At 63.1% G+C, this 16648-nt stretch carries 12 protein-coding genes; 7 read left to right on the top strand and 5 right to left on the bottom strand.

Going from position 1 to position 16648, the window contains the following annotated elements; all coding sequences use genetic code 11:
• Positions 1 to 116 precede the first annotated feature (116 nt).
• Genes DXZ77_RS06195 through DXZ77_RS12410 form a run of 3 tightly spaced genes read left to right on the top strand, consistent with a single transcriptional unit; the run spans position 117 to position 6762 of the window.
• Positions 117 to 3407, top strand: coding sequence for an ATP-dependent DNA helicase (locus DXZ77_RS06195; RefSeq protein WP_147279208.1), 3291 nt, complete (start codon positions 117 to 119; stop codon positions 3405 to 3407).
• Positions 3404 to 5878 carry an ATP-dependent helicase gene (locus tag DXZ77_RS06190; protein WP_258553173.1) on the top strand — a complete coding sequence of 825 codons (2475 nt, stop codon included), beginning with the start codon at positions 3404 to 3406 and terminating at the stop codon, positions 5876 to 5878. Before DXZ77_RS06195 ends, DXZ77_RS06190 begins: the two co-directional genes overlap by 4 nt.
• Entirely contained in the window at positions 5875 to 6762 is an 888-nt protein-coding gene (locus DXZ77_RS12410) for a RecB family exonuclease (RefSeq protein WP_258553172.1), read from the top strand. Before DXZ77_RS06190 ends, DXZ77_RS12410 begins: the two co-directional genes overlap by 4 nt.
• A 6-nt stretch (positions 6763 to 6768) precedes the next feature.
• On the opposite strand, the gene DXZ77_RS06185 is transcribed toward DXZ77_RS12410, so the two are convergent.
• The gene (locus tag DXZ77_RS06185) at positions 6769 to 7968 is read right to left on the bottom strand and encodes a phosphotransferase (protein WP_115030770.1); all 1200 of its coding nucleotides are present in this window, start codon (positions 7966 to 7968) and stop codon (positions 6769 to 6771) included.
• 143 nt (positions 7969 to 8111) lie between these two features.
• Here DXZ77_RS06185 and nudC point away from each other — a divergent pair, with 143 nt between their 5' ends.
• Together nudC and DXZ77_RS06175 are read left to right on the top strand one after the other, a co-directional pair.
• Positions 8112 to 9035: an NAD(+) diphosphatase gene (gene nudC, locus DXZ77_RS06180; RefSeq protein WP_181816051.1), complete on the top strand. Its 924-nt coding sequence runs from the start codon at positions 8112 to 8114 to the stop codon at positions 9033 to 9035.
• Positions 9036 to 9047: 12 nt separating this feature from the next.
• On the top strand, positions 9048 to 11171 hold the full coding sequence (locus DXZ77_RS06175) for an ATP-dependent DNA helicase UvrD2 (RefSeq protein WP_258553171.1): 2124 nt from the start codon (positions 9048 to 9050) through the stop codon (positions 11169 to 11171).
• On the opposite strand, the gene DXZ77_RS06170 is transcribed toward DXZ77_RS06175, so the two are convergent.
• From DXZ77_RS06170 to DXZ77_RS06160, 3 genes are all read right to left on the bottom strand, one after another.
• Entirely contained in the window at positions 11168 to 11965 is a 798-nt protein-coding gene (locus tag DXZ77_RS06170) for a hypothetical protein (protein ID WP_115030765.1), read from the bottom strand. The two genes, DXZ77_RS06175 and DXZ77_RS06170, sit on opposite strands and share 4 nt — an antisense overlap.
• Positions 11966 to 12076: 111 nt before the next feature.
• Positions 12077 to 12910 (bottom strand): YwiC-like family protein, encoded by an 834-nt coding sequence (locus DXZ77_RS06165; protein ID WP_115030763.1) that lies wholly within the window; start codon positions 12908 to 12910, stop codon positions 12077 to 12079.
• Positions 12911 to 12941: 31 nt separating this feature from the next.
• A complete protein-coding gene (locus DXZ77_RS06160; protein ID WP_115030761.1) occupies positions 12942 to 14375 on the bottom strand; it encodes a zinc-dependent metalloprotease in 1434 nt (477 codons plus the stop codon).
• Between the two features lie 140 nt (positions 14376 to 14515).
• Between DXZ77_RS06160 and DXZ77_RS06155 the strand changes: the two genes are divergently transcribed.
• The gene (locus DXZ77_RS06155) at positions 14516 to 14935 is read left to right on the top strand and encodes a molybdenum cofactor biosynthesis protein MoaE (RefSeq protein WP_115030759.1); all 420 of its coding nucleotides are present in this window, start codon (positions 14516 to 14518) and stop codon (positions 14933 to 14935) included.
• A gap of 38 nt (positions 14936 to 14973) precedes the next feature.
• The gene (locus DXZ77_RS06150) at positions 14974 to 15984 is read left to right on the top strand and encodes a YlbL family protein (protein WP_115030757.1); all 1011 of its coding nucleotides are present in this window, start codon (positions 14974 to 14976) and stop codon (positions 15982 to 15984) included.
• Between the two features lie 50 nt (positions 15985 to 16034).
• Here the strand turns inward: DXZ77_RS06150 and DXZ77_RS06145 are convergent, their stop codons facing one another.
• Positions 16035 to 16622, bottom strand: coding sequence for a PPA1309 family protein (locus tag DXZ77_RS06145; RefSeq protein ID WP_115030755.1), 588 nt, complete (start codon positions 16620 to 16622; stop codon positions 16035 to 16037).
• Positions 16623 to 16648: the final 26 nt, after the last annotated feature.

The following is a 16648-nucleotide window of genomic DNA, read 5'->3' as shown; positions in this document are numbered from 1 at the left end:
AACCACAAAACACAAACCCACCAAACTCACGCATCGTAACCGCCCCAACCTGACCAACCCTGACAGTGAACGATGATCCAATACGAAAAACACATCCACCATCCACGAGGCACACCGTGAACAAACCCACCCCGCCCCCCAACCACGACACCACCCCCGTACGCCTCGTTCGCACCAACACCACCCATTTCGACGGCTGGCCCCGCCTCGTCGAAACCCACCAACTCGACCCCTCACAAACCACAGCCACCACCGCACGCGGCCCCCTCATCCACATCTACGGCGCCCCAGGTACAGGCAAAACCACCGTCGCCGTACACAGCGTCCTACACCGTATCCGCAACAACCACCGCACCCCCACCGAATGCATGCTCCTCACCTCCTCACGCGTCACCGCCACCCACGCCCGACGCGAAGTAACCCGCCTACTAGGCACCACCACCCAACGCCCCCTCGCCGCCTCCATGCAAGCCTTCGGATTCAGCATCCTCACCCGCCTTGCCCGCCTCAACAACACCCCACCACCCCGCCTCCTCGACGGAGCCGAACAAGACGTCATCCTCGGCGAACTCCTCACCGGACACACCACCGGACACGCCCCCGCCCCCAACTGGCCCCACGACATCACCGAAGCCCTCACCACCCGCGGATTCCGCGCAGAACTCCGCGACCTCATCATGCGCGCCGTCGAATACGGCATCTCACCCGAAGAACTCGCCCACCTCGGCAACCAACACAACGAACCCGCCTGGACCGCAGCCGCCGACGTACTACGCGAATACGACAACGTCACCGCACTCTCCCGCCCCGGCGCCTACGACCCCTCCTGGATCCTCGGCGCCGCCGCAGGAGCACTCCTTGACAACCCCACCAACAACAACCTCCTCAGCGGCGGCATCCGCACCCTCATCATCGACGACGCACAAGAACTCACCGCCGCCGCAGCCACCCTCCTCAACACCCTCCACCACAACGGCATCGAACTCGTCCTCATCGGCGACCCCGACACCGCCACCCAAACCTTCCGCGGAGCCGACCCCCACCTATTCACCAGCGGCTGGGACGGACTCACACCCACCACCTGCCACACCCTCAACACCCGACACCGCCCCAACCACGCCATCGCCGCCGTCACCACCCACATCACCCACAACATCGGCGTCACCGGAACCGCCACCCACCGACACGCCACCCCACCACCAGGACCCGAACCCAGCACAAACACCCCACCAATCGACATCATCATCGCCAACAACACCAGCGCCGAAGAAGCCCACATCACCGCCCTCCTGCGCCGCGAACACCTCCTCAACGGACGTGAATGGTCAGACATGGCCGTCATCGTCCGCGGATCCACCCGCACCGCAGCCCTACGACGAGCCTTCAACGCCGCCGGCATCCCCACCGACATCGCCGGCGCCCGCCTACCACTACGCGAAGAAACCCCCGTCCGCGCACTCCTGGCCATCTACGAAGTCGCCATCCACGCCGCCTGGGCCGCAGCCCACAACCCCACACCCGAAAACCCCACCACCACAACCCACCCCACCCCCCAACACCTCACCACCGACGACCTACTCACCCTCGATGAAACCCTCACCTCCCACCTCCTCCAATCAGACACCGTCACCGCCCGCCGCGCCCGCCGCGCCCTGACCCACCACGAACGCATCAACGGCGGCACCCGCACAACCCCCGAACTCCTCGCCCATGCCCTCCTCGACCCCACACCACCACCCCCACACCCCGACCTGGCCCCCATCACCCGCCTACGCACCGCACTCCACGCCGCACTCCACGCCATCACCATCACCAACACCAACGGCCGCCCCACCTGGCACCCCAACACCACCTGCCACACCATCCTCTGGGCAATCTGGAACGCCACCAACGCCGCCCCGCTCTGGCGCGACACCGCCCTCAACGGAACCACCGCCTCCGCCCGCGCCGACCGAGACCTCGACGCCGTCGTCGCGCTCTTCGCCGCCGCCGACGCCTACACCACCCGACTACCCGGAAGCGGACCACTAAGCTTCCTCGAACACCTCCTCTCCCAAGACGTCGCAGCCGACACCCTCGCCGCCCGAGGACAACGCGGACGCCAAGTCACCCTCACCACCCCCGCCGGAGCCGTAGGCCGCGAATGGGGACTAGTCATCATCGCCGGACTCCAAGAAGGTGTCTGGCCAGACACCCGCCTACGCGGATCCCTCCTCGGCTCCGAACGCCTCGTCGACATCCTCACCAACCGCGGCACCAACATCCACGCCCAACTCATCGACGTAATCCACGACGAAGCCCGCCTCTTCGCCCTAGCCACCAGCCGAGCCCGCCAACGACTCATCATCACCGCCACCTCAAACGAAGACGAACAACCTAGCAACTACTGCGAACTCGTCCGACAAGCCATACCCAACAGCCACCCCGACACCCCCACCCAACCCACCCCCACACCCCGAGCAATGTCCATGACCGGACTCGTCGGCGAACTGCGCCGCCGCCTCACCGAAACCACCGACCCCCACCAACGCACCCTCCACGCCCAACGACTGGCCCACCTCGCCCGCCTCGGCATCCCCGGAGCCCACCCAGACACCTGGTGGCCCGACCAACCCATCAGCACCAACGAACCCGTCCTACCCCCCCAAAGCCGCATCCGCATCTCACCCTCCAAAATCCAGACCTACACCGAATGCCCCCTACGCTGGTTCGCCACCACCGCAGGCGGCGAAGCCACCACCCCCCAAACCACCTCCGCCCTCGGAACACTCATCCACGACATCGCCGCACGCTACGAAAACGACTACCCCGCCATGAGCGCAGAACTCGACAGACTCTGGCCCCACCTCAACCTCCCCGACGGCTGGACCTCACAACGCCTCCACCAACAGGCACAACACATGATCTCCCGCCTAGCCACCTACCAAAACACCAGTACCAACGACGGCTGGCAACCCGTCGCAAAAGAAACCGACATCAACGTCCCCATCGGCCGCGCCGACATCCGAGGCCGCATCGACCGCCTCGAACGCAACCCCCAAGGCCAACTACGCATCATCGACTTCAAAACCGGCGCCACCAAACCCACCGACGCCGACATCACCCACCACGCCCAACTCGCCACCTACCAACTCGCCCTCGAAGCAGGAGCCCTCAACACATACGGCACCGGATCAGCCGGCGCAGCCCTCGTCCACATCGGCAAAGCCGGACTCACCAACTCCGCCAAAATCCAAGCCCAACCACCCCTCAACGAAACCGAAGACCCACACTGGGCCCACCAACTCATCGAAGAAACCAGCAACGGCATGGCCGGCAACACCTTCCCCGCACACCCCGGACCCTGGTGCCGCGTCTGCAGCCACCACACCATCTGCCCCACCCGCAATGAAGGAGGCACCCAGTGAAAATCCACTACAGCGCCAACGACATCGCAGACGCCCTCGGCAGACACCACCCCACCCCCGAACAAGCAGCAGTTATCGAACACCCCCTCGAATCCATGCTCATCGTCGCTGGAGCAGGATCAGGCAAAACCGAAACCATGGCCTCACGCGTCGTCTGGCTCGTCGCCAACGGACTCGTCCCCGCCGAATCCGTCCTAGGCCTCACCTTCACCCGAAAAGCAGCCGGAGAACTCGCCGAACGCATCACCCGCCGCCTCACCGCCGTCCGTGCCGCAGGACTCTGGATCCCCTACAACGACCCCAACACCCCCAACGACAGCACCACCGACAACGACATCGTCGCCCCCACCGTCTCCACCTACAACGCCTACGCAGGCCGCCTCGTCAAAGAACACGGACTACGCCTAGGCGTCGAACCCGACGCAGGACTGCTCACCGAAGCCCTCGCCTGGCAACTCGCAGACTCCTGCGTCACCGAATACACCGGCCCCATGGACGCCGTCGAAGCCAGCCCCGCCACCGTCACCGCAACAATCCTCTCCCTATCAGGCCAACTCGCCGAACACCTCCGCACCCCCCACGACCTCGACACCTTCCTCACCGCCACCATCAGCGACCTCGACAGCATCGAACTCGCCCCCAAAAAACGCAGCTTGCCCACCTCTATACGAAAACTGCGCGCACACTGCGCCGCACAACAACAACTCCTGCCCATCCTGGCCGACTACGTCCGCCGAAAACGCGAACACTCCGTCATCGACTTCGCCGACCAAGTCCAACTCGCAGCCCAACTGGCCATCAACTTCCCCGCAGTCGCCGCCACCGAACGACGCCGCTTCAACATCGTCCTCCTCGACGAATTCCAAGACACCTCCGAAGCCCAAATGCGCCTGCTCGAAGCTCTCTTCGCCCGCTCCAGCGAAGAACACCCCCCACCCATCCCCGTCGTCGCCGTAGGCGACCCCCACCAATCCATTTACGGATGGCGCGGAGCAAGCGCAACCACCCTCACCCGATTCCCCGTCCTCTTCGGCACCCACGCACAAGGAACAACTACCCCCGCACCCACCCTGCCCCTATCCATCAGCTGGCGAAACGACCAAGCCATCCTCGCCGCAGCCAACACCGTCGCCGCTGAACTCACCCAACACAGCACCGTCCAGGTACACAAACTCCGCCCCAGACCAGCAGCAGGACCAGGCCGCATCCACACAGGACGTTGGGCCACCGCCGAAGAAGAAGCCACCGGCACCGCCCAATGGATTGCCCGCCACTGGTGGGACACCGCACAACCACACCCCGGGAGCGAACCACCCCGATCAGGGCGTACCGCCGCGGTGCTATGCCGCCGCCGAGCACAATTCCCCCTCATCATCGATGCACTCCGCAAAGAAGGACTTCCGGTAGAGGTAGTGGGACTAGGAGGGCTACTCATGGTCCCCGAAATCACCGACCTCGTAGCGCTGATCGCCTCCGCGACTGACTCATCGCGATCTGACAAATTCATGCGACTTCTTGCCGGACCGGTATGCCGACTCGGGGTACGCGACCTCGACGTATTAGCTGCCTGGGCACGACACCGAGACCGTCTTATGCAGGAAACCGTAGGTAACCAGGAGGCACCCGCCGCAGAAACAGATACAGAAACAAAAAACGACATCCCAGAAGGTATCGACACTCGCCTGGAGCCCTCAGGGCTGATCGAAGCTGTCGAAGATCTTCCAGAACGAGGATGGAAAGACAACCACGGCCGTGAATTGACCTTGACAGCTCGTGCTCGTCTGGAGTGGCTAGCACGTGCGCTGAGCCAGGTGCGGGAGGCCTCGTCTCAATCTCTCCCAGAAATGGTGATGACTGCTGAGCGAGTGCTTGGCCTGGAAGTGGAGCTGTTGTCGCGTCCTGGTGCTACTCCAGAATCGGCGCGTGCTCAGCTAGATGCGTTCGCTGAAGTAGTCGCCGGTTTTGCCGCTGGTTCTGCCACAGCAACGCCGCATGCTCTCTTGTCGTACTTGGAGGCTGCCGCTGATCAGGAACGAGGGCTTGATATGCCTGCGCCAGCACCTATGGGAGCTGTCAATGTGTTGACTGTGCATGCCAGTAAAGGGCTGGAATGGGATGTGGTGGCGGTTCCTGGTCTTGTGGAGGGCGGGTTTCCTAGTTATCCGAATCCGGCACGGGTTTCGTTTGTTGGTGATCAATGGCAGGTGCAGCCCCCGAAAGATTCAGCGTGGATGAGTGATCTTGGTGCGATTCCCTACCCCTTGCGGGGGGATGCCAATGGGTTGCCGCAGATGGATTTGCGTGGAGTTGATTCGCAAGGTGCGCAGGATGCGTTGTCTGATTTCGCGCTCGCTGGGGGATACATGCGATGCGTGAGGAAAGAAGGTTGGCATATGTCGCCTATACCCGTGCGGTGGAGGCGTTGCTTGTCTCAACGGCGGTGTGGGAGGGGCATAAGAGCCCGCGGGTGACGAGTCGGTTTTTGAGTGAGGTTGCGCCGGGGGCTGTTGTTGAGGAGTGGGTTGATATGCCGCCGGAGGGGGCGGAAAACCCGACGGTGTTTGATGAGCAGGTTGTGTGGCCTGTGTCTGCTCCGGTGTCGCGTTCTGTTGAGATGGAGGCGGTGCGTTCGGCGATGAGTGGTGGCGGGGTAGTTGATGGGGTGGATGATTTGTCGGTTGAGATGGATGTTTTGGTGGCTGAGTGGTTGGCCGGCAGGGATGGGGTGCGTGAGCAGGTGGCGGTTTTACCTGATCATGTGACGGGTACTGATCTTGTGCGTTTGCGGGTGGATCCGGAGGGGTTTGCTGTTGATTTGCGGCGTCCTATGCCGCGTCCGCCTGCGGTTGCTGCTCGTGCGGGGGCGCAGTTTCATGCGTGGGTGGAGGCGCGGTATCGGTCGCAGGTGCCGTTGTTGGACTGTGTCTCTGAGGGGGGTGTTGGTGATCAGGAGTGGGTTGATTGTGAGATGGGTGATGTGCAGCGGTGGAAGGAGAATTTTTTGGCGTCGGAGTGGGCTGATCGGCAGCCGTTGGAGGTGGAGTTTTCGGTGGAGACGGTGATTGATGGTTTGCCGGTTCGGGGGCGGATTGATGCGGTGTTTGCGCGGCCGGGGGGTGGTTTTGAGGTTGTGGATTGGAAGACGGGGCGGGCTCCGAGTGCGGCGCAGGTTGAGTCTAGGAGTATGCAGTTGGCGTTGTATCGGTTGGCGTATGCGCAGTTGCGTGGGGTGGATGTGCAGGAGGTGGGGGCGGCGTTTTTCTATGCGGCTGATGGGGTGACGTTGCGTCCTGTGATGCCTTCGCGGGAGGAGTTGTCGGCGTGGGTTGCTGGTTTGGGTGGTGGTCGGGGGTGATGGGGTTTAGGGGGTGGTGTTGGTGAGTGTGTTGTGGGAGCGGTTGGCGGCGCTTTGGGTGCCGCCGCCGGGGCGGGTTGTGTCTTTGGGGTGGCGTTGGGTGGTGCGGTGGGGGGTGGTTTTGGTGGTGTAGGCGCGTTCTTCGGCGGAGGGGGTGGGTGTGTTTTCGGTGTGGAAGGCGATGTCGGTGGTGGGTGTGCCGGCGGAGTAGAGGTCGGTGATGGGGGTGTGGGGTGTGGGTGGGGTGGGGGTGGGGTTGAAGGGTTCGTGGGGGATGGGTTGGTTGCCGACCTGTTCGTTGAGGTGGGTGAGTGCTTGGGTTGCGTGGGTGAGGGCGTGGTGGTTGTTGAGGCGTTTTGCGGTGAGGAGTTTTCCGAGCAGGCGTAGTTCGCTGAGGAGGGTGGCGCGTCGTCGGATGGATGGGTCTGGGGGTTCGGTCAGGGTGGTGGTGTAGGCGGTGAAGATGGCTTCGGCTGCGCGGCGGTTGGTGTGGGTCAAGACGGTGGCTAGGTCGGTGGCTGGGTCGCCGATGGTGGCGTTGTCCCAGCTGGTGATGGCGACGATGTGTCCGGTGGAGGCGTCGTGGGGGTCGTTGAAGTCGATGAGGATGTGGTCGGCTTCGAGGTGGCCGTGGGTGGGGCGGGTGGGGAAGCGCCAGAGGGCGATGTCTTCTAGGAGGGGTTCCCAGCGGTTGAGTAGTCCGGTGGGGACGAGGCCGGTGGATGCGCCGAGGTCGATGTCGCAGATGCGGCGGCGGTGTAGGTCGGTGGCGTCGTAGGTGGGTAGGCCTGCGGTGTCGTAGAGGGTGGGGTTGAGGTTGTGGATGGTGGCGATTGCTTGTCCGAGGGCGGTTGCTAGTCCGGGGCCGGGGGGTAGGAGGTCGAATTTGATGGTGCGGCCTGGGATGAGTGGGTAGAGCATGGCGCGGCGGCCGTCGCGTAGGGAGGCGAAGCCGTGGGGGTGGGGTGTGGCGTAGGGGAGGTGGTGGCGGAGGGCTTCTAGGAGGGGGAGTGATTGGTCTTGGAGGGCGGCGGCGACGGGGTCGGTGGGTAGTCGGATGGCCCAGCGGCGTTGGGTGTTGTCTTCGATGAAGGCGAGGCTGTAGTGATCACCCGGGTGTTCGGTGACGTGTTCGACTCGTGTGGGTCGTGCGTCGGGGAGGGCTGCGTCTGCGAGTGCGGCCAGTGTGAGTGCTGGGTTGATCACGTTCCCACCGTAGCGGCGTTGGGTGGTTGGGGTGGGGGTGGAGTTTCGGAGTGTCTTGTGGCTGAGGGGAGTTGGTTGGGTGGTTGGTGGTCGTAGGGTTTTGGTGTTGTTGGTGTGGTGGGGTGTTTGTGGAGGTGGTTTGTGTGGTTGAGGTTTGTGGTGTGAGTGGGTTGGGGCCTGGTGGTGTGGATAGGTGTGTGGGTGAGCGGGGTGTGCCGGGGTTGGTGGGGGAGGTGTTGGGTGATGCGGGGACGAGGGTGTTGGAGGTGGTTGATGGGTGTGTGCCGGTGGTGCGGGGTGTTGGCGGTGGTGTGGGGTTGGTGTTTCGTTCGCCGGTGGTTGGGGATGAGGGGCGTGGTGTGTTGTTTTTGGGCAGGGTGGCTGGTGTGGCTGTGGTTGCGGTGTGTGGGGGGTCGGGTGTGTTGGTTGGTGGTGGGGTGTCGTGGTTGGGGATTCGGGAGGCGGGGGAGTTGGTGGGTGAGGTGGAGCGGGATGTGTTGTTGACGGCGGTGGCGTTGGTGAATTGGCATGAGAGGTCTGGTTTTTGTTGTCGGTGCGGGGCGCCGACTCGGGTGGTTTCTGCGGGGTGGGTGCGGGTGTGTTTGGTGGAGGGGGTGGAGTTTTTTCCGCGGACGGATCCGGCGGTGATTGTGGCGGTGACGGATGTTCGGGGGAGGTTGTTGTTGGCGAGGAATGTGGGGTGGGAGGTGGGGCGTCGTTCGTTGTTGGCTGGGTTTGTGGATGCGGGGGAGGGGGCTAGTGATGCGGTGGTGCGTGAGGTTGCTGAGGAGGTGGGTGTGCAGGTGCGGGATGTGGTGTTTGTGGCGGATCAGCCATGGCCGTTTCCGGGGTCGTTGATGTTGGGTTTTGAGGCCAAGGCGGTGGGGGTGGGGTTGTGTTTGGATGCCGCGGAGATTGTGCAGGCGCAGTGGTATTCGCGTGAGGAGTTGCGGGTTGCGGTGGGGTCTGGGGAGGTTCAGTTGCCGGGGCGGTTGTCGATTGCGCGTCGGTTGATTGAGCGTTGGTACGGTGGTCCGCTGGTTGGTGTTGGTGAGGTTTCGGTGTGAGGGGTTGGTGTTGTGGAGTTGTTTTCTGGTGATGCTGAGGGGGTGTTGCGTGGTTTGGATGAGGCGCAGCGGGAGGTGGCTGCGAATCCGTTGGGGCCGATGTGTGTGTTGGCTGGTGCGGGGACGGGTAAGACGCGGGCGATTACGCATCGGATTGCGTATGGGGTGTTGTCGGGGGCGGTGGTGCCGCAGCGGTTGTTGGCGGTGACGTTTACTGCGCGGGCTGCGGGGGAGTTGCGTCAGCGGTTGCGGGGGTTGGGTGTTTCGGGGGTGCAGGCGAGGACGTTTCATGCGGCGGCGTTGCGGCAGTTGCATTATTTTTGGCCGCGTGCGGTGGGGGGTGCGTTGCCGGATGTGTTGCCGCATAAGGCGTCGTTAGTGGCTGAGGTGGCGCGGCGGTTGAAGTTGCCTTCGGATCGTGCGGTGGTGCGTGATTTGGCTGCGGAGATTGAGTGGTCGAAGGTGGGGATGTTGACGGCTGAGACGTATGTGTCGGTGGCTGAGCGGGTGGGGCGGGTGGCTCCGGGGGTGGATCGGGTGATGATGGCGCGGGTGATTGAGGAGTATGAGCAGGTGAAGGCTGCTCGGCGGGTGGTGGATTTTGAGGATGTTTTGTTGTTGATGGTGGGGTTGTTGTTGGAGTATCCGCAGGTTGTGCGGGAGGTGCGGGAGCAGTATCAGCATTTTGTGGTGGATGAGTATCAGGATGTGAATGTGGTTCAGCAGCGTTTGTTGGATTTGTGGGTGGGGGATCGTTCTGATGTGTGTGTGGTGGGGGATCCTGCGCAGACTATTTATTCGTTTACGGGGGCTAGTGCGGAGCATTTGTTGGGGTTTGGGCGTCGTTTTGAGGGTGCTCGGGTGGTGCGGTTGGAGCGGAATTATCGGTCGAGTCCGCAGGTGGTGAATTTGGCGAATGTGATGTTGGAGGGGCAGCGGGGGGTGTTGCGTAGTCCGATTCGGTTGCGGGCTGTGGGGGAGTCTGGGGTGGTGCCGCGGGTGGAGTGTTTTGCTGATGATGAGGCTGAGGCGGTGGGGGTTGCTGAGCGTGTGGTGGGGTTGTTGGGCCGGGGCGTTGCGGCGCGGGATATTGCGATTTTGTTTCGGACGAATAGTCAGTCGGAGGCGTTTGAGCGGGCGTTGGATGGGGTGGGGGTTGCGTATTTGGTGCGTGGGGGTGAGCGGTTTTGGTCGCGGCCTGAGGTGGTGCGGGCGGTGGTGTTGTTGCGTGGTCAGGCGCGTTCGGATGATGGTTCGAAGGCGTTGCCGGATGTGGTGGTGGATGTGTTGGGTGGGGTGGGGTGGTCTCCGGTGGCTCCGTCGGGGCGTGGTGCTCGGCGGGATGAGTGGGAGTCGTTGGCGGCGTTGGTGGAGTTGGCGCGGGGTGTGGTTGCGGTGAGTCCGGGGGCGCGGTTGCGTGATTTGGTAGGGGAGATTGAGGAGCGGATGCATGCTTCGCATGCGCCGAGTGTGGATGGGGTGACGTTGGCGACGTTGCATGCGACGAAGGGGTTGGAGTGGGAGTACGTGTTTTTGGTGGGGGCTAGTGAGGGGTTTTTGCCGATTGCGATGGCTGAGGGGCAGGAGGCTGTGGAGGAGGAGCGGCGTTTGGCGTATGTGGGGGTTACGCGTGCGCGGCGGGGGTTGATGGTTTCGTGGGCGGCGTCGCGGCATGCGGGTGGGCGTGGTTCGCGGCGGTTGAGTCGGTTTTTTGAGGGTGTGGGTGGTGTGTTGGAGGGGGCTGGTGGGGTGGTGCCGGTTGTTGGTGGTGTTGGTGGGGTGGTGGAGCGGGAGCCGAAGCGGCCTGCGGTGTGTCGTGTGTGTGGTGAGTTGTTGGTGAGTCCGGCGGAGCGGAAGTTGCGTCGGTGTCAGGGGTGTCCTGCGTCGTATGACGAGGGGTTGTTTGAGCGGCTGCAGCAGTGGCGGTCGTTGGTGGCTGCGGCTGGGAGTGTGCCGGCGTATGTGGTTTTTACGGATGCGACGTTGATGGCGATTGCCGAGCGTGAGCCGTGTGATCGTGGTGAGTTGGCTGGTGTCTCGGGTGTGGGGGCGCGGAAGTTGTCGATGTATGCCGATGGGGTGTTGGCGGTGTTGGGGGGTGCTGATCCGCAGGAGGTGGTTGGTGGTGAGGGTTAGGGGGTGTGGGTGGGGCAGTGGGGGTGGATGTTCCAGGTGGTGTGGGAGGCGCTGGCGTCGAGGAGATTCCAGGTCAGGCTGGTGTGGTTTTCGCGGGTGAGGGTGGTTGGGTCGGTGGCGAGGCGTTGGATTGCGGTGGTGGTGAGCCATATGGCTAGGGCGGTGCGGGCGGTTTGGTTGCCGCAGTGGTCGGTGGTGTCCCAGGTGTGTCGGCCGCTGGTTTGGGCTAGTAGGTGTGGCCAGGCGGGGTCTTCGTCGCTGCGGGTGAGGTCGATGCAGTGTAGGCAGGGGCCTTCGGGGGTGATCCAGGGGCCGATGGTGATGGTGCAGCCGTCGAGGGTGACGGGTAGGTGGGGGATGTTGGCTTTGTTCCAGTGGTGGGCGTCGATGTAGGGGACGCCGCCGATGTCGGTGAGGATGGCTAGGTCGATGTGGGGGTGGGGGCGTTCGGGGTGGGGTTCGCTGATGAGGTGGTGGCCGTTGTTGTGCAGGGTGGTGCGTAGGCCGGTGGCGAGGTCGTTGTGTCCGGTGACGCAGATGTTTAGGGGGGTGGTGTTGGTGCTGTGGGTGAGGTTGGCGTCGGTGAGGAGTTGGTTGAGTTGGGGTGCACGGGTGGGGATGTCGCGTTGGGTGAGGGTGGTGTTGCTGTCTGTTTCGAGGGCGCGGAGGTAGTGGATTTCGGTGGGGTCGAGCCCGTCGATGACGATGCCGTGGGAGGGGCTGTGTCCGATGTGGAGGCAGCCTGGTCCGCGGTCGAGGACGCGGACGGTGGGGGCTAGGCGTGGATGGTTCATGGGGTTTCTCCGTGTGTGGTGGGGTGTGTTGTTTTGACTGTGCCGGTGTGGCGGGGGTTGGGGGGTGTTGTTCACACGGAGGGTGGGGTTGTGGATGAGTGGGGTGGGCGGTTACCAGAGGACGGTGGTGGTGATGGTGAGGAGGGCGCTGGCGGCGAGTTCGCCTAGGCCTGCGTGGGCTGGGCGGATTTTATGTCCGGCCAGGGCGGCGGCGCGGATGGTGAGGAGGAGGAAGATGATGGTGGCGGTGAGGGTTCCGCGGGAGGTGAGGCCGGGGAGTCTGAGGATGTCGATGCCGGTGGGGCCTAGGAGGAGTGCGGTGGCTAGGAGGGTGGTGCAGGTGGCGTGGTAGGTGATGGAGGCGATGTGGTGGGGTCGGGAGGTGCGTTCGCGGATGATGGTTTTGATGTAGAGGGCGGTACCGGTGAAGTAGGCGATGAGCAGGATGGTGGCGGTGGCCATTTTGGCGCGGCCGACGCCGATGGTGCCGGTGGGGGTAAATCCGGCCATGTAGACGATGTACCCGAAGAGGCAGGCGGTGGTGATGGTGGTGATGTCGTTGAGGAGCCATTGTTCGTGGTGGTTCAGGGTGCACCAGGTGGTGATGGCGGTGAGAGGGATGAAGAGGATGGTGTAGTGGGCTAGGTCGGGTCGGGTGATCAGGGTGGTGAGGGCCAGGGTGGTGGCCAGGGTGGTGTATGTGAGTAGTGGTGGTAGGTGGCGGGGGTTGTGGCGTGAGGTGGTCCAGGTGGAGAAGGCGTTGTATGTGAGGTAGGCGGTGAAGCAGAAGGCGATGAGGGGTAGTTGGGTGGGGTGGCCGTGGGAGCGGATGACGCCGACGGTGATGGGGACGGTGAGGATGGCCCAGGCGCCGTGTTGGCGTGGGATCCAGGCGGTGGAGCGACGGCGGGGGCGCTTGGGGGTGTGGGCGCGTGCCGTGCTCACTGTTCCTCCTGGTGGTGTCCTTGTGTGTGGGTTATTTGTCGTTGTCGTTGTCGTTGTCGTTGTTGTTTTGGGATAGGAGGTCTTCGAGGGCGCGGTCGATGTCGTCTTTGTTGTTTTCGGTTACGCGTGCGACGTAGCCCATGATGTCGTCCAGGTCGGTGGCGGTGGGGGCTGATTCGGGGTCGCGCCAGGCGTTGTCGCGTAGGTCGGTGCCGCCGCGGTTTTCGAGTGCGGCGAAGAGGTTGGCGGCGTCGCGCATGCGGCGGGGGCGTAGTTCGAGTCCGACGAGTTTGCCGAAGAGGTCTTCGGCCGGGCCTCCGGTGGCGCGGCGGCGGCGGACGGCTTCACCGAGTGCGTCGCTGTGGGGGAGGTGGTTGCTAGTGGCGTTGGCGGTGACGATGTCGACCCATCCCTCGACGAGGGCTAGGAGGGTTTCTAGGCGTCTGAGGGCTGCTTGTTGGCTGGGGCTGGGGTGGGGTGAGAACAGTTCGCCGGCGAGGGCTTCCTGCATGGCGTTCATGTCGTTGGGGTCCATGGAGGTGGGGTTGAACTGTTCGACGGTGCGTTGGATGCGTTCGGTGTCGATGGTGATGTCGCGTGCGTATTCCTGGACGGCGAGGATGAGTTGGGGGCCGAGCCAGGGGACGTCGGCGAATAGTCGGGTGCGGGCTACTTCGCGGGTGGCGAGGTAGATGAGTACTTCGTTGGAGTCGATTTCGAGGCCTTCTCCGAATGCGCCGATGTTGGCGGGTAGGAGGGCGACGTGTCCGTTGTTGACTAGGGGGAGTCCGACTTCGGTTCCGGAGGTGACGTCGCCGGCGAGGGTGCCGATGGCTTGTCCGAATTGGGCGGAGAAGATGCTGCCGGAGACGCGTTCGAGCATGGGGCGCATTTGGTTGATCATGCTGCGCATGTCCATGCCATTGGGTAGTGCGGGCATGCCGGGGACGGGTGGGATGTCGCCGTCGGTGAATTGTTCGAGTTGGGTGGTGAAGGCCGAGGAGATGGCGTCGGTGACGCCTTTAGCCAGGGGTCGCGTGAGGTTGGACCAGGTATCGATGGTGGCTTCGATCCATTCGGCGCGGGACCAGGCGCTGATGGTGGTGGGTTGGGAGTCGAAGCGGGTTGCGCTGTCGATCCACAGGGAGGCGAGGCGGACGGCGTTTTCGACGGCTTGGATTGCTGGGGTGGGGACGACTGCGTCGCCGTTGGCGGCGGCGGTTTTTCGGGCGATGTCGGTGCACATGGTTGTGTCGAGGCCGTCGGGGGAGGGGGAGGTGAAGAATGCGCCGAGTTGTCCGGCGAGCATGTTCATGGTGGCTGGGTCGAGGTTGTTGATTCCCATGCCTTTGAGGGCTTCATTGAAGGCGGGGTTGTTTTGCGACGACATCATGTCTTGCAGCATTTTCATGAAGTCTGGTTGGTCGTCGCCGTTGTTACGGGGGAGGTCGGGGTTGTGCGACATGCCTGCTCCTACGTTGGATACGTCGGATGGGTTCCTTGTCCCAGATAATCACGTCTGGGGGTGGAGGTTCGATTTTGGTTGGGGTGGGTGGTGTGGATGGTGGGGCACTATGGCTTGGTTGTGCGGAAGGGAGTTTGTTAATGAGTGGTGTGTATGTGGCGGTGTCGGCTTCGCCGTTGTCGTTGGATGAGGTTGTGGGGTCCGTGCGTGATCCGCGGGTGGGGGGTGTGGTGACGTTTTGTGGGGTGGTGCGGAACCATGACGGGGCTAGGGACGTGTCTGGGTTGGAGTATTCGGCGCATCCTTCAGCTGAGGATGTGTTGCGTGAGGTTGCGCAGGAAGCTGTTGCTTTTGAGGGGGTTCATGCGGTGGCGGCGGTGCATCGTGTTGGTGTTTTGGAGGTTGGTGATGTGGCGGTGGTGATGGCTGTGGGGGCTGAGCATCGGGGGGAGGCTTTTGCGGCGTGTCGTTTTTTCATTGATGAGCTCAAGCAGCGGGTGCCGGTGTGGAAGCATCAGTTGTTTGCCGATGGTTCGGATGAGTGGGTAGGTACTCCGTGAGGGCATCGTGGCGTTTGTCGAGGAGAACTGCGCGGCTGGTGACGGTTGTGTTGTTTGTGATGGTTCTTGTGGTGGTGGGGGCGTTGGTTCATCCGCCATTTGTGGTGTTGCGGGCTGGTCCTGCGGTGAACACGTTGGGTGATTTGGATGGGACGGCGATTATCTCGGTGGAGGATGCCAAGACGTATCCAACGCAGGGGGCGTTGGATTTCACGACGGTGGCGCAGTATGGGGGGCCTGGTTTTGAGATTAATGGGTGGTTTTTGTTGAGTTCGTTGTTTGATCCGGGTTCGGATGTGGTGCCTCGCGATGAGGTGTTTCCGCCGAATGTGACGCGGGAGAGTTTGAGTCGGGCTACGAGCGCGCAGATGGCTGGTTCGCATAACAGTGCTGAGGCAGTGGTTTTTAACAAATTGGGTTTTGAGGAGGTGGCGCGTGTTGCTTCGGTGGTGCCTTCTGGTCTCGCACAGGGGGTGTTGCGTGAGGGTGATGTGATCACGTCGGTGGATGGTCAGCCGATTTCGCGTACAGCGCAGGTTGCGGAGTTGGTTCGGCAGCGTCCTGATGGGTCGCCGGTCAAGATTGGTATTGATCGTGGGGGTTCAGGTTCTGTGGTGGAGGTGACCCCGAAAAAGGTTCAGGGGCGAATGTTGATTGGTGTTGGTTTGGAGGCGCGGTTCCCTAAGGCGCCGAAGGTGCAGATCAGGGCGGGGGATGTGGGTGGTCCGTCGGCGGGAACGATGTTTGCGTTGGGGTTGTATGACAAGTTGACGCCGGGTGCGTTGACTGGGGGGCGGCGTATTGCTGGCACGGGGACGATGTCTTTGGATGGCACGGTGGGTCCCATTGGTGGGATTACGCACAAGATGGATGGTGCCCGTGCGGCGTCGGCGGAGTGGTTTTTGGCTCCGGCGAAGAATTGTTCGGAGGTGGTGGGGAATGTGCCGGAGGGGCTTCGTGTGGTGAAGGTTGACACGTTTGATGAGGCATTGCGTGCGGTGGAGGCGATTGGTGCTGGGCAGGGGGATTCTTTGCCGACGTGTGGTTGATGGTGGGTGAGGGGACGGGGCGTGGTGGGGCTCCGTCCGCCTCGTGGTGGTTATTCCTCGTCGGGGACGAGGGTGGTGGAGAGGGCGTTGATGAGGTCGGGGGCGATGTCGTGTCCGATGGCGACTTTGTCGTCGGTGTCGTGGGCGCGTTGGCGTAGTAGGCAGGTTGCTTGGCCGTCGCGGGTGACGCCTGCCATGAGGCGGACTTCGATGCGGTCGGGGTGGTTGGCGGCTGCTTGGGCGAGTTTTTCGGGTTGGGTGGGGAGGTTTTCGGCGGCGGAGGGGGGCAGGACGAGTCGTTCGATGGCTAGGGCTACGCCGTGTACTTCTTCTGGCCAGGCTAGGGAGGATAGGAGTGAGTCGAGGTTGGTGGGGTCGGTGAGGGGGCCGTGTCCGAAGGCGGTTTCGATGCCTTCTTGTTCAATGCTGGATAGGGCGGTGGGGTCGGTTGGGGTGCCGAGTTGGGTGGCTAGGGCGGGTTCCATTTCGATGAGTCGGGTGGTGTGGACGAGCGCGAATAGGCGTGGGGGTTGTTCCCAGCCTGCTGCGGCGACGTGTTTTTCGGCTTCGATGAGGCAGTCCAGGAGTGGGTTGCTGATGATTCCGTTGGTGGGGGTGTTGTCAGTCACGTCGGTCATTGTTGCGTGCGGGGGTGGGGTACGGC

This window comes from Dermatophilus congolensis, from assembly GCF_900447215.1.
GTDB lineage: Bacteria > Actinomycetota > Actinomycetes > Actinomycetales > Dermatophilaceae > Dermatophilus > Dermatophilus congolensis_A.
The sequence above is the reverse complement of the archived record's forward strand: the minus strand, read 5'-3'. Positions and strand labels throughout refer to the sequence as shown.